This is a genomic window from Gracilibacillus phocaeensis, assembly GCF_900626275.1.
GTDB lineage: Bacteria > Bacillota > Bacilli > Bacillales > Amphibacillaceae > Gracilibacillus > Gracilibacillus timonensis.
In genome coordinates, this window is the sequence record NZ_LR131144.1 from 530,199 (window position 1) to 549,606 (window position 19,408).

18 protein-coding genes and 1 tRNA gene are annotated in these 19,408 nt (G+C 40.5%); 16 read left to right on the top strand and 3 right to left on the bottom strand.

All coding sequences use genetic code 11. From position 1 onward, the window contains the following. The first annotated feature begins 51 nt into the window (after nucleotides 1-51). From hprK to E0E32_RS10275, 10 genes are all read left to right on the top strand, one after another. Nucleotides 52-1,014 carry an HPr(Ser) kinase/phosphatase gene (gene hprK / locus E0E32_RS10230; protein ID WP_066192376.1) on the top strand — a complete coding sequence of 321 codons (963 nt, stop codon included), beginning with the start codon at nucleotides 52-54 and terminating at the stop codon, nucleotides 1,012-1,014. 20 nt (nucleotides 1,015-1,034) lie between these two features. Further along, nucleotides 1,035-1,877 carry a prolipoprotein diacylglyceryl transferase gene (gene lgt, locus E0E32_RS10235; RefSeq protein WP_130859723.1) on the top strand — a complete coding sequence of 281 codons (843 nt, stop codon included), beginning with the start codon at nucleotides 1,035-1,037 and terminating at the stop codon, nucleotides 1,875-1,877. 456 nt (nucleotides 1,878-2,333) lie between these two features. Continuing rightward, the gene (ppaX, locus tag E0E32_RS10240) at nucleotides 2,334-2,975 is read left to right on the top strand and encodes a pyrophosphatase PpaX (protein ID WP_066192382.1); all 642 of its coding nucleotides are present in this window, start codon (nucleotides 2,334-2,336) and stop codon (nucleotides 2,973-2,975) included. Between the two features lie 2 nt (nucleotides 2,976-2,977). Then, nucleotides 2,978-3,505 carry an acyltransferase gene (locus E0E32_RS10245; RefSeq protein WP_130859724.1) on the top strand — a complete coding sequence of 176 codons (528 nt, stop codon included), beginning with the start codon at nucleotides 2,978-2,980 and terminating at the stop codon, nucleotides 3,503-3,505. Between the two features lie 83 nt (nucleotides 3,506-3,588). Next, entirely contained in the window at nucleotides 3,589-4,584 is a 996-nt protein-coding gene (locus E0E32_RS10250; protein WP_066192384.1) for a tetratricopeptide repeat protein, read from the top strand. A 78-nt stretch (nucleotides 4,585-4,662) separates the two neighbouring features. After that, nucleotides 4,663-5,613 (top strand): thioredoxin-disulfide reductase, encoded by a 951-nt coding sequence (trxB, locus tag E0E32_RS10255; protein WP_066192386.1) that lies wholly within the window; start codon nucleotides 4,663-4,665, stop codon nucleotides 5,611-5,613. Between the two features lie 293 nt (nucleotides 5,614-5,906). Beyond that, nucleotides 5,907-6,788 (top strand): RNase adapter RapZ, encoded by an 882-nt coding sequence (gene rapZ / locus E0E32_RS10260; protein ID WP_066192388.1) that lies wholly within the window; start codon nucleotides 5,907-5,909, stop codon nucleotides 6,786-6,788. Between the two features lie 2 nt (nucleotides 6,789-6,790). Next, nucleotides 6,791-7,747, top strand: a complete 957-nt coding sequence (locus E0E32_RS10265; RefSeq protein WP_066192390.1) for a gluconeogenesis factor YvcK family protein — start codon at nucleotides 6,791-6,793, stop codon at nucleotides 7,745-7,747. A 21-nt stretch (nucleotides 7,748-7,768) separates the two neighbouring features. Next, nucleotides 7,769-8,716, top strand: a complete 948-nt coding sequence (gene whiA, locus E0E32_RS10270; RefSeq protein WP_130859725.1) for a DNA-binding protein WhiA — start codon at nucleotides 7,769-7,771, stop codon at nucleotides 8,714-8,716. Between the two features lie 76 nt (nucleotides 8,717-8,792). Further along, nucleotides 8,793-9,047 (top strand): HPr family phosphocarrier protein, encoded by a 255-nt coding sequence (locus E0E32_RS10275; RefSeq protein WP_066192399.1) that lies wholly within the window; start codon nucleotides 8,793-8,795, stop codon nucleotides 9,045-9,047. 359 nt (nucleotides 9,048-9,406) lie between these two features. Here the strand turns inward: E0E32_RS10275 and clpP are convergent, their stop codons facing one another. Next, nucleotides 9,407-10,003 (bottom strand): ATP-dependent Clp endopeptidase proteolytic subunit ClpP, encoded by a 597-nt coding sequence (gene clpP, locus E0E32_RS10280; RefSeq protein WP_066192401.1) that lies wholly within the window; start codon nucleotides 10,001-10,003, stop codon nucleotides 9,407-9,409. Nucleotides 10,004-10,399: 396 nt separating this feature from the next. Next, nucleotides 10,400-10,472 (bottom strand) — tRNA-Arg (locus E0E32_RS10285). Nucleotides 10,473-11,060: 588 nt separating this feature from the next. Here E0E32_RS10285 and E0E32_RS10290 point away from each other — a divergent pair. From E0E32_RS10290 to E0E32_RS22205, 3 genes are all read left to right on the top strand, one after another. Beyond that, nucleotides 11,061-12,857 carry a PLP-dependent aspartate aminotransferase family protein gene (locus tag E0E32_RS10290; RefSeq protein ID WP_066192433.1) on the top strand — a complete coding sequence of 599 codons (1,797 nt, stop codon included), beginning with the start codon at nucleotides 11,061-11,063 and terminating at the stop codon, nucleotides 12,855-12,857. Nucleotides 12,858-12,962: 105 nt separating this feature from the next. Next, entirely contained in the window at nucleotides 12,963-13,925 is a 963-nt protein-coding gene (locus E0E32_RS10295) for an L-lactate dehydrogenase (protein ID WP_130859726.1), read from the top strand. A gap of 518 nt (nucleotides 13,926-14,443) precedes the next feature. Then, nucleotides 14,444-14,725, top strand: a complete 282-nt coding sequence (locus E0E32_RS22205; protein WP_165445015.1) for a hypothetical protein — start codon at nucleotides 14,444-14,446, stop codon at nucleotides 14,723-14,725. A gap of 57 nt (nucleotides 14,726-14,782) precedes the next feature. Here E0E32_RS22205 and E0E32_RS10305 read toward each other — a convergent pair whose 3' ends face one another. After that, entirely contained in the window at nucleotides 14,783-16,540 is a 1,758-nt protein-coding gene (locus E0E32_RS10305) for a methyl-accepting chemotaxis protein (RefSeq protein ID WP_130859728.1), read from the bottom strand. 315 nt (nucleotides 16,541-16,855) lie between these two features. Here E0E32_RS10305 and E0E32_RS10310 point away from each other — a divergent pair, with 315 nt between their 5' ends. The 3 genes from E0E32_RS10310 (at nucleotide 16,856) to gap (ending at nucleotide 19,346) form a co-directional block, all read left to right on the top strand. Next, a complete protein-coding gene (locus E0E32_RS10310; protein ID WP_130859729.1) occupies nucleotides 16,856-17,116 on the top strand; it encodes a glutaredoxin family protein in 261 nt (86 codons plus the stop codon). A gap of 156 nt (nucleotides 17,117-17,272) precedes the next feature. Then, nucleotides 17,273-18,301 (top strand): sugar-binding transcriptional regulator, encoded by a 1,029-nt coding sequence (locus tag E0E32_RS10315; protein ID WP_078060100.1) that lies wholly within the window; start codon nucleotides 17,273-17,275, stop codon nucleotides 18,299-18,301. Nucleotides 18,302-18,338: 37 nt separating this feature from the next. Beyond that, a complete protein-coding gene (gap, locus tag E0E32_RS10320; protein WP_066192444.1) occupies nucleotides 18,339-19,346 on the top strand; it encodes a type I glyceraldehyde-3-phosphate dehydrogenase in 1,008 nt (335 codons plus the stop codon). Nucleotides 19,347-19,408: the final 62 nt, after the last annotated feature.

The following is a 19,408-nucleotide window of genomic DNA, read 5'->3' on the forward strand; positions in this document are numbered from 1 at the left end:
ATGGTATTTAGAGAAACGTATAAATGGTTTGAAAAAAGGGGATGTTGTCGTATGGTGAAAGTACGGACACAGGATTTGTTAGACCGTTTTCATTTGGAATTGGTGGCTGGCTCTGAAGGAGTGCACCGAGAGATTTTTATGAGTGAAATGGCTCGTCCAGGTATTGAATTAACTGGTTATTTCAAATATTATCCAAAAGATAGATTGCAGTTATTTGGAAAAACCGAGCTTTCTTTTTTTGCGGAATTAACGAGCGAAGAGAAAAAGGATCGCTCTTATCGTTTGTGTACAGATATTACGCCAGGAATTGTCGTGACACGAAATATGGATATACCCGACGAATTAAAGGAAGCCTGTGAGAAATCAGGAGTACCTCTATTACATTCGAAACATAAAACGTCGCGAGTAATCAGTCGGATTACCAACTTTCTTGAAGCGAAGTTTGCCCCTTTCACCGCTATTCATGGCGTGTTAGTGGATATCTACGGTGTGGGTGTCATTATAACCGGTCAAAGCGGTGTAGGTAAAAGTGAAACAGCGCTTGAACTGGTAAAACGCGGCCATCGATTGGTGGCAGATGATAGTGTAGAGATTCGCCAAGAGGATTATGATCGTTTAATTGGTTCTTCTCCTCCATTAATTGAACACTTGTTAGAAATACGAGGGCTTGGTATTATTAATGTGATGACCTTGTTTGGGGCAGGTTCCGTCCGCTCCCATAAAAAGATCTCCCTTGTGATCAATTTAGAGACATGGGATGCCAAAAAGCAGTATGATCGCTTAGGTATCGAGGAAGAAACCATGAAAATCATTGATGTTGATGTTCCTAAGGCGACCCTTCCAGTAAGACCTGGTCGTAATTTGGCAGTTATTATTGAAGTGGCAGCCATGAACTTCCGTTTGAAACAAATGGGGGTTAATGCCGCTGAAGAATTTTCCCAACGATTGACGCAAATGATTCAAAAAGGCGGAGCCGAGGAAGTGGAAATGGAAACCCATTTAGATAGGGAATAGCAGATTGGAGGAAATAAATTTTGTCTTGTGAAGCACCTGCATTAGATCCTGTCTTTCTGCAACTGGGGTCATTATCCATTTATTGGTATGGTGTCATCATTGCTAGTGGTGTGTTTTTGGCATTATGGATGGCGACTAGAGAAGCAGATCGATTAGGTTTAAAAAAAGATTACATAGTGGATTTAGTGATGTTCGCTATCCCGATAGCCATTATCTCTGCAAGATTTTATTATGTTGCCTTCGAATGGGATAATTACGTAGGAGAGCCTTGGTGGAAGATATTTGCTGTCTGGGAAGGCGGGATAGCTATCCATGGAGCGTTAATTGGTTCGGTGTTAACGGCGATTGTTTATACCAGAGTGAAAAAATTATCATTTTGGCAGATAGCAGACATTATGGCACCCAGCCTTCTTGTTGGTCAAGCCATCGGACGCTGGGGAAACTTTATGAACCAAGAAGCGCATGGCGGTCCTATTTCCGAAGCAGCTTATCAAAATTTTCATCAATATTTGCCTGATTTTATTATGAACCAAATGTGTATAGATGGCACGATGTATCATCCAACCTTTTTATATGAATCTGTTTGGAACATTTTAGGATTGATACTGTTGCTGGTATTAAGGAGAAATTCGATTCGTCGCGGCGAATTATTCTTATCTTATGTTATTTGGTACTCTATTGGTCGTTATTTTATTGAAGGTATGCGTACAGATAGTTTGTATGTGAGTGAAGCCCTTGATCTAAGAGCAGCCCAGCTTATTTCTATTTTGTTAGTGATTGGTTCGGTGTTGCTGATGGTATATCGTCGTAAGAGGGGCTTAGCGGATCGTACGTACCAAGGAAAACAGGTGAAAAACAAGTAGCTTGAACAGAAAATCAAGGTGTAGGAAAAAAGAGGGGGAGTACTCCCCTCTTTTTGTTGGTTAGGATGTGGTATGCAGAGAAGATATACTTCGGTATAATAAGGTTTGAACCGATTTTACCTCGATCGACTTTTAGTAAGAAACAGAATGGTGATGATAATACACGAAAGCCAGTCTATATGTTTAATTTTTCGATGAAGCTAAGAAACGAACCTCGCTTCATCATAGACGTTTGGGTCATAAGAATGAATCGATAAGTAATCTTTTTCTTCTAAGAACTGTTGCTTCCAATATAAAAGTCATATGGTGATGAATACCATTGTAGTACGATTTTCAGAGCGATTACTCATCATAAGAACGGTTAAACTCACTGCTAGCGATAAAGCTATCCGACGAGTTTCAGCCCGATTTATCTAATGGACACGTGAATAAACAAAAAAACAAGGAGGAAATATAATGAAAATAGAGACACTATTATTCGATCTAGACGGCACATTAATCAATACCAATGAGCTAATTATTGCTTCATTTGCACACACGTTGGAACAATATGAGGATCGCTCTTATACTAGAGAGGAAATCATCGAATTTATTGGACCGCCTTTAATCGATAGCTTAGGCAAAATAAATCCAGATCAGGCGGAAGAAATGATGAAAACCTATCGCGAGTTCAACATTGCCAATCATGAAAAATATGTAGAAGCATACCCAACGGTTGTAGAAACCATTCAAACATTAAAGGAAGCAGGCTATAAGTTGGGAGTGGTCACTACCAAACTTCACGATACCGCGAAATTAGGCCTGAAAATGACTGGACTTGCAGAATATTTTGATATCGTCATTGGGTTAGACGACATTACCCATGCCAAACCTCATCCCGAGCCTATCTTAACGGCAATGGATGCATTACAGGCTAATCCGATGACTACTATGATGATTGGTGATAATTATCATGATATCGAGGCAGGCCATAATGCAGGTGTACAAACAGCAGGAGTAGCCTGGTCTATCAAAGGGAAAGCAATCTTAGAACAATATGATCCAGGGTTTATCTTAGAAGAAATGCGAGATTTGCTAAGTATTGTTGGAGTGGAATAACTATGCGAAAAACCAAACGCTATCGTGTCTATAATGGAAATAGCCTGCATCAAGTGTATCAAACCGTTTCTTTTTGGAAGGTAATGAAGAATTTTATCATTATTCAAATAGCATGTTATACCCCATTTCTCTCTGTAAAGAATTGGCTGTATCGAACATTTCTAAGAATGGAGGTCGGGAAGCAGACAGCTTTTGGCTTGATGGCCATGCTAGATATCATGTTTCCAGAGAAAATTCATGTTGGAAACAATACGATTATCGGTTATAATACAACGATTTTGGCTCATGAATATTTAATTGAAGAATACCGGTTAGGGGATGTTAGCATCGGTGACGAGGTCATGATTGGTGCAAATAGTACCGTGTTGCCAGGTGTGACGATTGGAGATCGTGCCGTAGTGGCTGCTGGAACTGTTGTTCATCAAGATGTGGAACCAGGCACATTTGTGGCAGGTAATCCAATGCGTCTGATCTACACGGCCGAACAGATGGAACAAAGACAACGTGAGGACCTGTTTTTACAAGGGTAAAAAGAAGGTACCAATATCAAGAACAATTATGTTATAATGCATGAGTTACTGCATTTGCAGGAGAAGGGAGGAGCGAATACGGTATGTCTAAGAATCAACTGCTGCAAGATAACCTAATACCATTCATTCCGGATGGAGAGTTCTATTTCACGAAGGGAGTAGAGGCTTATCAAAAACGGAAATTCGACCTCTCTTTAAAGTGGTTTCAAAAAGCGGTAGAGCAGAAGCCTACCAACCCGTTATATTTGTGCCAGGCCTCGATTGTGCATACCGAGGTAGGGGAATATCATCTCGCTAATCAGTTGCTAACTAAAGTGCTGGCTCATCATGGTGAGGAATATGTAGACTGTTATTATTTATTAGCAAACAATTATGCTCACCTGGGACTGATACAAGATGCCATCAAATACACCACCTTATATTTAGAGCATAACACGGATAATGAGTTCGAAGAAGAGGCAGAAGAATTGCTGCACATGTTGGATGGTGTGGAGGAAGAGACGGATGAGGATTGGCTGTTAGAGGAAGAAGATGATCTGCTTATGTATCAGGAGACGGCCTTTTATCATCTGGAACGTGAGGAATGGGCAGATGCGATTGCGATACTGGAAGAAATGATCACCCTTTTTCCCGAATTCCCACAGGCAAGACAGGAGTACCATTATGCCTTATTTTATGCAGGGGAAAGAGACAAGGCGATTGCTTTGGAAGAAAACTATTGGCAAGAGCATCCCAATACCTTATTTAGCTGTATGAATTTAACGGTTTTTTACCATGATATAAAAGAGCAAGAAAAAACAGATGGCTTTATCGCATTATTGGATAATATTTATCCTTTGCATGAACAGCAAAAGCTAAGGATGGCTGTTACTTTTGCCCATGTGGGGCTTTATCAAAAGGCGTTGCAGCGTTTTAAATTACTGCATAAATCTAAATTAAAGGGTCACCCTTCTTATTATAAATGGTTTAGTTTATGTCACTATCAAGCAGGTACCTCTGTAATGGCCGATCGGTTATGGGAAGAGGGCTGTCGTCAACATCAAGTATTGGCTGACCAGCGTCCCCCATGGCAAAAATGATGATTGAGCAAATTAGTAGACCTTTTGCCATAAAGGCTTGATAATAAAAGCTAAGAAGCGGAAGAGAGGATGACGAAAATGACAGAGGAAAGAATATATGATGTGATTATTGCAGGTGCAGGGCCAGCAGGGATGACCGCTGCGGTTTATACGTCACGTGCAAATTTAGATACATTAATGTTGGAACGAGGAATTCCGGGCGGACAGATGGCCAACACAGAAGATGTGGAGAACTATCCAGGTTATGACCATATCCTTGGTCCGGATTTATCGACTAAAATGTATGATCATGCTAAAAAATTTGGTGCGGAGTATGCTTACGGTGATATCAAAGAGGTAATCGATCATGGCGATTATAAAACAATTATCGCTGGGGCGAAAGAATATAAAACAAAGGCTTTAATTATTACAACTGGTGCGCAATACAAGAAATTAGGTGTGGACGGTGAAGAAGAATTAGGCGGTCGTGGTGTATCTTATTGCGCCGTTTGTGATGGGGCCTTCTTTAAAGAAAAGGAACTATTCGTTATCGGCGGGGGAGACTCGGCTGTAGAAGAAGGCGTCTATTTGACAAGGTTCGCCAGTAAAGTAACGATCGTTCACCGCCGTGATGAATTGCGTGCACAGAAAATTTTACAAGATCGTGCCTTTAATAACGATAAAATCGACTTCATCTGGGATACGGTGGTTAAATCCATTAATGAAAAAAATGGCAAGGTGGGCAGTGTCACTTTGTATAACAAAAAAACAGGTCAGGAATATGATCAAGAGATCGATGGTACTTTCATTTATATCGGTATGGTACCACTAAGTGAGCCGTTCCAATCGTTAGGTATTACCAATGAAGAAGGTTATATTCCTACAAATGAAAATATGGAAACCAGTGTACCAGGTGTATTTGCGGCTGGAGATATCCGTGAAAAACAACTGCGTCAAATTGTTACTGCTACAGGTGATGGCAGTATTGCCGCACAAGCAGCGCAGGCTTACATCGAGAATTTGGAAGAAGCGGTACAGACGCTGGGCTAGTCTTGTAATGGTTTAGACATATAACGTTACTGGAAATTAATCCGGCTGTAACACGGACGAAATAAAAAGGTGATACAATGTAGTTAACTAATTGACCCCCTTTTTAATAATATAGAAACGTTGGACGGCATAGGTTTTCATACCTATGCCAATTTTTTTGTTGGTAGAGCGCTTCTACTCTGTGTATAATAGATGTAGAAGTTGTTCAAAAAGAGAATTGCTTTTTTGGACACGCACATATACATAATCATCGTTATCTAACGTATGAATAATAGAGTGAGGAGTGTGCGTTTATGGGGAGACAATCAGAGGAGATACAATTAGTTGTGATCACTGGGATGTCTGGTGCAGGGAAGACGGTAGCTGTACAAAGCTTTGAAGACTTGGGTTACTATTGTGTAGATAATCTCCCGCCAGCTCTTTTACCCAAATTTTTGGAGTTAATGAAGGACGCAACGAATAATATTCAAAAGGTAGCCCTTGTGATGGATTTAAGAGGAAGAGAATTTTTTGACAGTTTATTTGAGGCATTGGATAAGCTTGGTCAAGAAGAATGGCTGGAGGAACAGATTCTGTTTCTAGACGCGGAGGACAATGTACTTGTATCACGCTACAAGGAATCACGCCGGTCCCATCCATTAGCACAAGACGGTCTGCCCTTAGAGGGTATTCATGCCGAGCGGAAAATCCTTAGTGAACTGCGTGGACGCTCGCAACATATTATTAATACATCTAAACTAAAGCCAAAAGAATTACGTGAAGAGATTGTCGAACGATTTAGTAAAAAGGATCAAGAAATATTCTCTGTTCATACCGTTTCCTTTGGATTTAAATATGGTTTGCCAATTGATGCCGATCTTGTTTTTGATGTGCGTTTTTTACCTAACCCACATTATATTGAGCATATGCGTCCATTAACAGGATTAAGCACGGAGGTATCCTCTTATGTATTTAAATGGTCAGATACACAGAAATTTTTAGAAAAAACGGTTGATTTATTGCAATTTATGCTTCCACAATATAAACGAGAAGGGAAAAGCCAGCTCGTTATTGCGATCGGTTGTACAGGCGGACAGCATCGATCGGTAGCTATTGCAGAGTATCTAGCAAAACATTTCCAAAAAAATTATGTCACACATGTAAGCCATCGTGATATAGACAAACGGAAGGGATAAATATGGCACAAACGAAACAGAAAAAAGTCGTGGTGATTGGCGGAGGGACAGGAATGCCTGTTGTCTTGCGCGGTTTGAAACAACATCCGATTGATTTATCAGCGATTGTTACCGTGGCCGATGACGGAGGCAGCTCTGGTCGATTACGCACAGAACTGGAGATGCCTGCACCAGGAGATATTCGCAATGTGATTGCCGCCTTATCTGATGTAGAGCCGATGTTGATGCATCTATTTCAACACCGATTTACTAAGGGCAATGACTTGTCCGGACATTCGATGGGAAACCTGTTATTAGCAGCAATGACTTCAGTAACAGGAGATTTTTATACAGGAATCAAAGAAATTTCACGCGTATTAAATGTGAAAGGCAACATCTATCCGATTGCAAATCAGAATATGTTTTTACATGCAGAATATGAGGATGGTCAAATTGTGGTTGGGGAATCCAATATTCCTAAAGAAAACAAGCGGATTAAGCGCGTTTTTTTAAAGCCTAATCCCGTTTTGCCATTGCCGGAGGCGGTCACGACAATTCGTGAAGCCGATTTGGTCGTTATCGCCCCGGGAAGCTTGTACACCAGTATATTGCCGAACCTGATTGTTCCGCAGATTGGCAGGGCTTTGTATGAAACAAAGGCAAAAGTGGTGTATGTATGTAATGTGATGACACAGGCAGGAGAAACAAATGATTATACAGCATCCGATCATGTCCAAGCAATTATGGATCATATTGGGGATGGCTGTATTCAATCCGTTGTTGTTCATAATCAATCGATTGATCCTAGTTTAAAGTTAGTATATGCAGAAGAAAATGCTGCACCGGTACGATATGATTTAGAGCGATTAAGATCGATGGGATTAGAGGTGATTGAAGAGGATATTGTAAAGGATCTGAACCAGTCATTACGTCATGATACGGATAAAGTAGCGAAGGTGTTGTGCTCGTTAATGGAATAAAAAGAGAGAGGAGGGAATACGTTGTCATTTGCCGCAGATATCAAGAAGGAACTGACGAATGTAGAAAGTGAAGACTGCTGCAAGCAAGCCGAACTTGCTGCATTAATCCGCATGAATGGAGCGATTTCTTTCTCCAGAAATCACTACTCATTAGACGTGCAAACGGAAAATGCCGCCATCGCCAGACGGATTTACACCTTAATTAAGTCGATATACGAGCTTCCTGTAGAATTACTAGTTCGTAAAAAAATGAAATTAAAGAAAAACAATGTGTATATTGTACGAATGAAGCAGGGTGTTAAGGAGATGCTGCAGGATTTAGAAATTTTGCTAGAGCCTTTGCAGTTTATTCATACGATCTCGGATAAATATACCAAACAGGAATGCTGTCGCAGGGCTTACCTCCGGGGTGCTTTTTTGGCAGGAGGATCGGTTAATAATCCAGAAACCTCGTCCTATCATTTAGAGATTTATAATTTCCACGAACAACATAATCAATCCTTATGCGATCTTCTCAATGAATATGGCCTGCATGCACGTGTATTAGAACGGAAAAAGGGATATATTGTGTATATAAAGGAAGCCGAAAAGATCACCGAATTACTAAACTATATGGGGGCACACCAGGCGCTGTTTAAGTTTGAGGATGTAAGAATTGTTCGCGATATGCGGAATTCGGTGAACAGACTCGTTAATTGTGAAACGGCAAACTTGAATAAAACAATTGGTGCAGCCTTTCGTCAAGTGGAAAACATTCGATTTATTGATCAAACGGTAGGATTAGACGCCTTGCCAGATAAACTGCAAGAAATTGCACGATTACGAATCGAACATCAGGATGTTACCCTGAAAGAACTGGGGGAGATGTTGTCAGGTGGTAAAATAAGCAAATCTGGTATTAACCATCGACTGAAAAAAATTGATCAATTTGCAGATCAGTTGCGTGGCGAGGCTTTGCCGATAGAATAAGCAGCGATAGGGAGATTACTCTTCCTATTGTTTGTGGATTATAATGATAACGGTTACGAAAAGGAGGAGTTTAAATATGGTAGAACAAGAAGTGGTTATTGCAATAGAGCCGGGTTTACAAGCAAGACCTGCAGCACAATTTGTCCAAATGGCAAATAACTATACATCAGATATTTATATTGATAAGGATAATAAGAGGGTAAATGCCAAGAGTATTATGGGATTAATGAGCCTTGTGCTGACAAAAGGAAGCAGTATTAGAATCGTTGTAGACGGCAATGATCAAAAAGAGGCCTTAAATGATTTGGTGAAATTTGTTGAGGCTGGATGATCGTTATGTAAAGATCTTTGGGAAAGAATGGAGTCTCATTTTTATTTGGTGGATTGAACGTCGTGTATGTACCAAAATGAAGTAACAAAAAAGATGGATGATTTACTTGAATAATTTCCTAATGGTTTTACCTGCAGCATGTCCTGTAATATGTCGGCCGATTCGTTTGCCGGCTTTTCCTTTTCTAACGGCGTCTACATCATTCCACACACGTAATATTTTTTAAATAGTGGATTTAAGGCTCACTTTTTGCCTGCTTTTATTCATTAAATTGACATGATCATTCCGTTTAATTTTATCATCAAAAAGTGGTGTTGCAAAAAGCAACACCACTTTTGGGCTGTAGGTTAATCAACTACTTATTTTGAGTTATCTGGTTTTTTCTCCATCACTTGGTCGATTAAACCATATTCTTTTGCTTCTGCAGCCGTTTTGAAGTTATCGCGATCGGTATCTTGCTCGATTACTTCTAATGGTTGACCGGTGCGATCAGCAAGGATTTGGTTTAATTTCTTACGCATTTCGATGATGCGGTTGGCATGAATTTGAATATCGGATGCCTGACCTTGTGTACCACCCAATGGTTGGTGAATCATCACTTCACTATTTGGCAGGGCAAAACGTTTTCCTGGTGCACCTGCTGTTAATAAGAAGGCACCCATCGAAGCTGCCATACCGATACAGATGGTAGAGACATCTGGTTTAATAAACTGCATCGTATCATAGATAGCCATACCTGCTGTGATAGATCCCCCAGGTGAATTAATATACAAAGAAATATCTTTGTCTGGGTCTTCTGCTGCTAAGAACAGCATTTGTGCTACAATGCTGTTGGAAACATTGTCATCAATACCGCTTCCCAGCATAATAATCCGATCTTTTAATAGGCGAGAATAAATATCATACGCGCGCTCGCCACGATTCGTTTGTTCAATAACTGTAGGTATTAAATTCATAAAAAGGTTCCTCCTTTAAACACTTACTTGGTTCACATTTCTTTTGTGACTATACTTATCATAACGCATTGGTCAAAAAAGGTCAAAAGATTTGTATGCCTATTGCAAAACAACTATTAGTCACACCTATAAGAAGCGGTTACAGTGCTGTTCTTCTCGTATAACGACCATCCGCTATCTTGATTTTCTATCTTCATCCTACCCTTAACGGCTTTACTTTAAACATTGGATTGTGAACCTTCGGTGATGTTTATTTTTTAGTCAAAACCATTCAAATGCCTGAGGTGATGAAGTCTACACTTTCTGGAATCTAAAAAACACCTGTAGTATGAACAGGTGTTAGGTGTACAAGATATTACAGATCATTGTTATATCAATGATCTGTGTTAAAGCAGACGCGCCCGGAGGGATTCGAACCCCCGGCTCATGGTACCGGAAACCATTGCTCTATCCCCTGAGCTACGGGCGCAAAAAAGGGTATGTAATAACAAACCTATTACAGTATACGGTTGATCAGTATAATATGTCAAGTTTAGATACTGAAAATTTTGTACTATAGAGAAAACCTATTTTTCACATCATCTAAATGATAAATCTACTGAATACATAACATAACGTCTTTTCTTAAAACGATTGACAACCAACGAGTGCCATGCTAGAGTATTACATATCAAAGTAAAGTGCAATACTTGGATTTAATTACGCTTATCTAGAGGGATGGAGGGGCTGGACTAACAAAGCCCGGTAACTATGAAGCAAAGACTTATAAGTCACGAAAACCTATAAGGGTTGCCCTGAAAGATAAGAAGGAGACATGGATGATGTAGCTAGAGCTTTCTTCTTAGGAAGAGAGCTTTTTTAATCTAGGTGTAAACGTTTGTGAATTTCACCTGGAAAAATGAAAAAAGTTAACCAGGATGGTAACGAACGCTAGCACTTGCTACACGAGGAAAGCCTTGTCAAAAAAAGCTAATGTATTGGCTCAAAAGAAAGTCGAATACGGGTTTTTTTATATAGCAAGCTATTCAAATATTCAAATTTTGGGAGGAAATAAAACATGACAGATTTTAAGCATTCAACGTATGATCCAGAAACCATTCATTTACATGGCGGGCAGGCACCAGATCCTACAACCGGTTCACGTGCTGTTCCAATCTATCAATCTACTTCCTATGTATTCCATGATACAGAACATGCCGAGCGGTTATTTGCCTTGGATGAACCCGGCAATATTTATTCTCGAATCGGAAATCCGACGGTAGATGTGTTTGAAAAACGGATGGCTCTTCTTGAAGATGGTGTGGCAGCTGTTGCAACCGCATCTGGTATGTCAGCCATTACATTATCGATTTTGAATTTAGCAAGTGCAGGTGATGAGATTGTTGCTGGTATAAACTTATATGGTGGTACATACAATTTGTTCAATGTCACCTTGCCACGTTATGGTATTAATGTGAAATTTGTCGATCCAACCGATCCTGAAAACTTTAAACAGGCAATCACCGACAAAACCAAGGCGGTTTATGGTGAAATTATCGGTAATCCTGGGTTACAAGTACTGGATGTGGAACGTGTATCAGAAATCGCTCATGAAGCAGGGGTTCCGGTCGTTATTGATAATACCTTTGCTACGCCGTTTGGCTGTAAACCTATTACACTAGGAGCAGATATTGTCGTACACTCCGCAACAAAATGGATCGGCGGTCACGGTACATCAATCGGTGGTGTGATTGTAGATGGTGGTCGTTTCAATTGGAATTCCGAGAAATATCCTGAATTTACCGAACCTGACCCAAGTTATAGCGGTATTCGATACGCAGTAGATTTTGGTACATTGGCCTTTATTACCAAAGTACGTGTACAGTTGCTCCGAGATTTTGGTGCAGCACTAAGCCCGTTCAACGCATTTCAGTTATTACAAGGATTAGAAACATTACACATCCGCGTCGAGCGTCATAATCAAAATGCTCTTGAACTTGCCCGTCATTTAGAGGCACATGAGGCAGTGGAGTGGGTGCGTTACCCTGGACTGGAAAGCCATCCATCCCATGCCTTGGCAGAACGAATCTTAAACAATGGCTTTGGTTCGATCATTGTATTTGGTATCAAAGGAGGTCGTGAGGCTGGAAGTGCCCTTATTAATAATGTGTCCCTATGGTCTCATGTAGCCAATGTAGGAGACGCCAAGTCCTTGATCATCCATCCAGGCTCTACCACTCATCAACAATTGTCTAAAGAGGAATTAGAGGAAACGGGTGTATCGGAAGAGTTAGTTCGTTTATCCGTCGGTATTGAGTCCCTTCGCGATATCCAAAATGATTTAGATCAAGCGTTAGTAAAAGCGACTGGAATTGGAAGTGAAGCAGATACCCAAATCGTGGTTAATGATGAAGGGGTTATCAAGTGGGCGTTGAATTCACCGTATGAACGCTATACGGAAAATGGCGAAGAAATTACCAGGCAAAAAACGTTGGCAGTGGTTGGATTAAGTGGTAAGGAAGCTCGTCCAAGTTATCGTTTGGCAAGAAAAATGCAGCGACTAGGTTACAAAATTATTCCTGTTAATCCGCGTGAAACAGAAATTTTAGGCGAAAAGGCATATCCGGATTTAAAAAGTGTGCCAGGTCCAATTGATATTGTACAAGTCTTCCGTAGCCCAGAAGCAGCCATAGGTATTGCCGAAGAGGCCATTGAAGTAAAACCAAAAGTATTCTGGCTGCAAGAAGGGGTCGTATCACCAGAGGCCGAGCGAGTAGCCTTGGAAGGTGGCTTGCAAGTAGTTCATAATCGTTGTACCTATAAGGAAGCTCAGCGATTACGAGGAACCATCTCTACCTATGCCTGTGAAATTTAACGAATAGAGGACGTGTTATGGGGGTAACGCGCCTGTTTCTTAAAAGACAAAAGTAAGGTATAGTAGTGAGTAGGTTAATCGTAATTAAGAGGGGATGAGCAGATAATGACGAACATTCAAACGAAAATCAGAAAAGTTGCCATTATTGGTGCTGGTTTTGTCGGAACAAGCTATGCCTATGCATTACTTAATCAGGCAATCGTCAATGAGCTGGTGTTAATCGATTTAGATGAGGCAAAAGCAGATGGGGAAGCACGTGATTTAAACCATGGTTTACCTTTTGGAGAACCTATGAAAGTCAAAACAGGTGGTTATGAAGAATGTCATAATGCTGACTTAGTAGTGATTACAGCAGGAGCTAGTCAAAAACCGGGCGAAACTAGGCTGGATCTGGTAGCCAAAAATGCAAAGATCTTTAAAGGAATTGTGGAGCAAGTAATGGCCGCAGATTTTCAGGGGATTTTCTTAGTTGCTACCAATCCAGTAGATATCCTTACCCATGTGACAAAAGAGGTTTCTGGTTTACCGAAAAATCGTGTATTTGGTTCAGGTACAAGCTTGGATTCCGCAAGATTACAGTATCTTTTAAGCGAGCGATTAGAGGTGGATTCCCGTGATATCCATGCCTATATTATCGGAGAGCATGGTGATTCTTCCTTGCCGGTATGGAGTCAGGCGAGAGTTGGCGGTGTGTCATTACAGTCCTATACCGGGATTACAGATATCGCGAATGACCCTGATATGATTGATCGGTTTGAAGGAGCACGAGATGCTGCCTACCATATCATTGATCGAAAAGGTGCTACCTATTATGGTATTGCCTTAGGATTATTACGTATAACCAAGGCTATTTTTCAAAATGAGAATGCCGTGTTACCTCTCTCAGTGGAACTGGATGGAGAATATGGACAACAAGGCATTTACATCGGGGTTCCAGCCATATTGAATCGTCAAGGCATTCGTGAAGTGTTGGAATTAGAATTGTCAGAAACGGAACAACAACAATTTGCACAATCGGCCGCGATTATTCAGCAAATGAATGAAACAGCACGGAAAGCTATTCAGTAAATAGAGATAATAGCGATATAAAAAACAAGCACACTTGACTCAAGTGTGCTTGTTTTTATTTAAAGATAAGAAAGTATAGAATTCTGAGTATGAAAGGATGTGGACCGATTTTGATCTTGAACGAATGGTGGTGCCGATAAGATGGATTATGTAAAGTAGCCCACTTTCCTTAGTGGTGAGTTTGACCGTTTTATCTGTGCAAAGCAAGCGCTCCGGGAATAGGTTCCGCTTTCCATGGGGCCGGCTTCAGCTAACTAAAAAGAAGAGCACTTTTTAGTGGATCTTCAGCTCGTCCTGGTCCCATAGGAGTCTCCACCTATTTCCTCCGCTGGGTAGCAGGACTACAATCGAATGACTGCTAAGATGAAGCGTTCCAGACACTATATTTCTGCCAATAAGAAAACCGCATAACCTATTTCTGAGAACGGCTTGATCCTATATTATGACTTTTATATTAGTACCGTGATCCATTACGCAGCCAAAGAATCAGTTGACGATTTTTTTCTTTTGCTACAACAGTGTCTAGGTACTTAGAACGCTTTCTCCTTGCAGAGATAACCATTGTTGTACGCCAATCTAGCGGAGGGAATAGGTGGAGACTCCTGCGAGAAAAGCGCAGTGTGAAGACCCCGCAGGAAGCGATCTTTGCTGACGAGGAGGCTGAGCCAAGCTCGCGGAAAGCGGAACCTATTTCCGAAGCGTTTCCTAGCACTGGCAAACAATCAACTTTACTACATGGAATAGATGGACTTGCCAATTTACATAATCCATCTTATCGGCAGTTCAGTGGCTACTTTTAGTTATGCGTCAAGGACCGGGCGAATTTTGCCCGGTTTTTCTTATGTTCATGACGCGGCTTATTTATTGGTTAGCTTAAACTTGTTAACATAGCCGTCTAATTCTTCTGCTATGCGAGAAAGCTCATTGGAACTTTGCGCTACAACTTCCATCGAGGAGCTGGTTTGCTGGGATGAGGCAGCTGTTTCTTCCACTCCGGCAGCGGACTGCTCTGAAATAGCAGCAATGTCTTCAATGGACCGATTAAACTGCTGGCTACTATTGGTAATGCTATTTAAGTTGTTAGCTACTTGATTAATATTAGTAACCATTTCTGTCACCGATTGATTAATACGTTTAAACTTCTCGTCGGTAGCCTCCATTTGGTTAGTACCAGCTTCTACCTCATGATATCCATCTAGTAAGGAGGAGGCCACAGTACTGGATTCGTTCTGAACATTGGCAACAATTTTTGAAATGTTGTCAACGGAATCTGTTACTTGTTCTGCCAGCTTTCTTACTTCATCTGCTACCACAGCAAAGCCTTTGCCATGTTCGTCAGCTCGAGCGGCTTCAATCGCAGCATTTAAAGCGAGCAGGTTGGTTTGAGCCGCAATGTCTTTGACAACATAAACAAGCTTGGATATTTCTTTGGTTTGTGTATCCAATCCTTCCACTTTCTCCACTGCTTTATGTACGATTTGATCAATTTTTTCCATTTGCTGTTTGGAAGCATGCATAAGCTCGTTGCCTTCATTGGTTAGCGTTAAGACGTTTTCTGAATGAGCTTGAATTTCTCTGCTCTGCTGATTCGCTTCTGCTAATTTTTTGGCGAAGTTTTGCATTTCGGAAGATAATCCACTAGCGCTGTCCGCTTGTTTTTCAGAACCAGTAGCTAGTTCTTCCATTGTCATCGCAATTTGTTCGGAACTTGTCTTGACTTCACTGGATGATTGCGTTAATTCCTCACTTTGGTTGCTCATTTTTTCTGAGGCTGTTGCCACATTGGCGATAAGAACATGTAACTGCTTTTGCATATGATTCATTGAATCGGCTAATTTTCCAACTTCATCATTGGATTTAACACTGGTTTTGTTGGTTGTGAGGTCACCGTTTGCTAATTCCTTCATTTGTTTGGAAATACGGTTAATTGGTGTGGCAATATTGTTAGCGAATAGCCAGGTAACAGCAATTCCGATGATTAGCGTGATACCAGCAATGATCAGAATGTTATTCAACAGATCATTAGCAGGTTGGTTAAAGTCCATCATATAAGTACCAGCCACTACGTTCCAGCCCCATACGGGATCTTTTTCTGTGTAAGAGACTTTCGGCTGAATGTTGTTATCATCATTGTTTAACGGCCAATGAAAATAGACAAATCCACCGCCATCATTGGCTGTGTTAATATGTTTTTGAGTTGACTTTACTCCATTTGGATCGACAGAATCCCAAGTGTTACTCCCTTCAGTGAATGGGTGAGTAATTTGAGTGCCTTCATCATCCAGGATAAACATATATCCATTTTCCCCAAGGTTAATATTGGAATTGATCGGTCGTGTCCCATCACTGCTTTGTTCACCTAGAATAGCCTGTTTCACTTTTTCTTGTGCCTCTTCTAACGTCAAATGCCCCTCTTCCACTTCTGCATTTAGCGCTTCAATAAGTTCGATGGTCAGAGCGACACTGTTTTTTAAGTTTGTTTCACCTAGTTCGCTTAAACTATTGGCACTCTTCTGGTAACTAAAAATTCCCAACACCGTAATAGGAATAATAAGTAATAAAATAGAAACCGTGATTAATTTTGCCCTAATGGATCTTAATTGCATCATCTTCATGATGTTCCCCCTTGTAGTAGCTATCATTTGTGACTGGCATCTGCCATTTTTACAATAAAAACTAAAAAAATTATACTTATGTACTAGTCATAAGGTTGTTGTTATTATATCATATTCTCCAGTTCCATAGTAGATAAAATGTCGAATGAGGGTGTCTTTAAGGTCGGTTGTAAAGTATATGCTGATCATAGTTTCCCGTTTGCAGGCCATTCTGTGTAGGTGATCTATAAAAACAGAAGCATCTTATGGTAAAATAGAACGTAGGATTTTGATAAATAACCGATGAATGTTCCATCGACAAGGAGGGAAAAGAGAATGAAGTTGCGTTTATATGGAAAAACAAACTGCAGCCTTTGTGATCAAGCAAAAGTAACCTTGGATATATTGCAGAACCATTATGCTTTTGAAATAGAAGAAATCGATATTTATACTGATGAAGAACTCTTGGAACAATACCATCTCCTTATCCCAGTGGTAACGTACGAACAAGAGGTAATTGACAGCGGCATTATTGATTTGCAAACCGTAGAAGATTATCTAAAACAATCAGTAAACCCAAATAATATGACAAAATAGTTGAGTGGATCGCCTATCTTTGATACAATCAAATGTAAGGAAGTTATTTGCAGATATTTTTTTATTCTTGGTGGGACGGAATGCGACTATGAGGGACAAAAATTACCCGCAGAATATAAAAGGGCGTGAACAACCTTTAAAAGGAGCGTTTCCGGTTTGAAGGACTTAATCGATATTCAAGAAAAATTGTTTCCAGATTTGCTCGATGTTATGCAGCGACGATATAAGGTCTTGCAATACATTCAATTAATGCAGCCGATCGGACGTCGAAGCTTAGCGGAAAATATCAAGCTAAAAGAACGAATAGTCCGCAGTGAGATTGATTTTTTGAGTAAGCATGGGTTTATCATGGTTACGGGAAAAGGTATGCAAGTTACCGTAGAAGGGAACTTTATGATCGAGAAGTTAGCTGCATTTATGGATGAAATCTCTGAATTTCGTGTTTTAGAATCGCAAATTAAGGATAAATTACAATTGGAACGTGTTATTATTGTTCCAGGAAACAGTGATGAACAAGAAGCAGTCCTGCAAGACTTAGGAAAGGCTAGCGCGCAATTCTTAAGCAATATATTAACTTCCAATCAAATAATAGCTGTGACGGGCGGGACATCGATGGCCGAGGTTGCTAACCAGATGACGCCGTTAGAGCATGCGCGAAATTGTATATTTGTGCCTGCGCGCGGGGGGCTGGGGGAGCAAGTAGAGAACCAGGCCAACACGATTTGTGCCCAAATGGCCAAGAAAGTAAATGGCAGTTACCGGATGTTGTATGTCCCAGATCCATTAAGTGAAGAAACTTATCATTCGATTATTGAGGAGCCAACGATCAAGGAAATCCTAGAATTGATCCACGATGCCAAGGTAATTATTCATGGTATCGGAGACGCGATGACGATGGCAAAACGACGCAAAGCTACGCAGGATGTGCTTACGCAGCTAGCTGAAAGAAATGCTGTCAGTGAGGCTTTTGGTTTCTATTTAGATGAAGATGGTGATGTGGTCTATAAGGTACGGACGGCAGGCATGCAATTAGAAGAATTAAATAAGGCCGAATATGTCATTGCCGTTGCGGGTGGTGCCTCAAAGGGAAAGGCCATCCAGTCCTATTTCAAGCAAGGAAAAAGCAATGTGCTGATTACTGATGAAGCAGCAGCCAAACAGTTATTAAAGGGATATTCCCTTTAACTATAAATTAATAGCATTATTAAGGAGGAATTTTAGCATGGCAGTAAAAGTAGGTATTAATGGTTTTGGCCGTATTGGACGTAATGTTTTTCGTCAGGCACTAAACAATGATGAGGTAGAAGTAGTAGCAGTAAATGACTTAACCGATGCAAATATGCTTGCACACTTACTTAAGTATGATTCCGTACACGGGAAATTAGATCAAGAAGTTTCCGTAAATGGAAATGCACTTGTAGTAGGTGGACAAGAAGTAAAAGTTCTTTCTGAGCGTGATCCAGCAGACTTAGGCTGGGGCGACTTAGGTGTAGAAATTGTTGTTGAATCAACAGGTATTTTTACACAGCGCGATGCAGCTGCTAAACACTTAGAAGCTGGAGCGAAAAAAGTTATTATCTCAGCTCCTGCAAAAGAAGAAGACATTACCGTTGTAATGGGTGTGAATGAAGATAAATATGATCCAGCAAACCATCATGTTATCTCCAATGCTTCTTGTACAACAAACTGTCTAGCCCCATATGCCAAAGTATTAAATGATAAATTTGGTATCAAACGTGGTATGATGACAACTATTCACTCTTACACGAATGATCAACAAATTCTTGACTTGCCACATAAAGACTATCGTCGTGCGCGTGCAGCAGCAGAAAGTATCATTCCAACAACAACAGGTGCTGCAAAAGCAGTATCGCTTGTATTACCTGAATTAGAAGGTAAATTGAATGGTATGGCAATGCGTGTGCCTACTCCAGACGGTTCATTAGTTGACTTAGTTGCTGAATTAGGTCAAGACGTAACTGCAGAAGAAGTTAACAATGCGCTTAAAGAAGCAGCAGAAGGTAACTTGAAAGGTATTTTAGGATACTCCGATGAGCCATTAGTGTCTGTTGACTATGTAGGTAATACCAACTCTTCCACTATTGATGGTATCTCCACCATGGTAATGGAAGGTAACATGGTAAAAGTAGTATCTTGGTATGACAACGAAATGGGTTACTCTTCTCGTGTAGTAGACTTAGCGGCATACCTTAAAAAACAAGGACTATAAGATAGAACCAACGGGAGGGGGATCAATCCTCCTCCCGTTTTCACATTTTTATAAATAAAGTC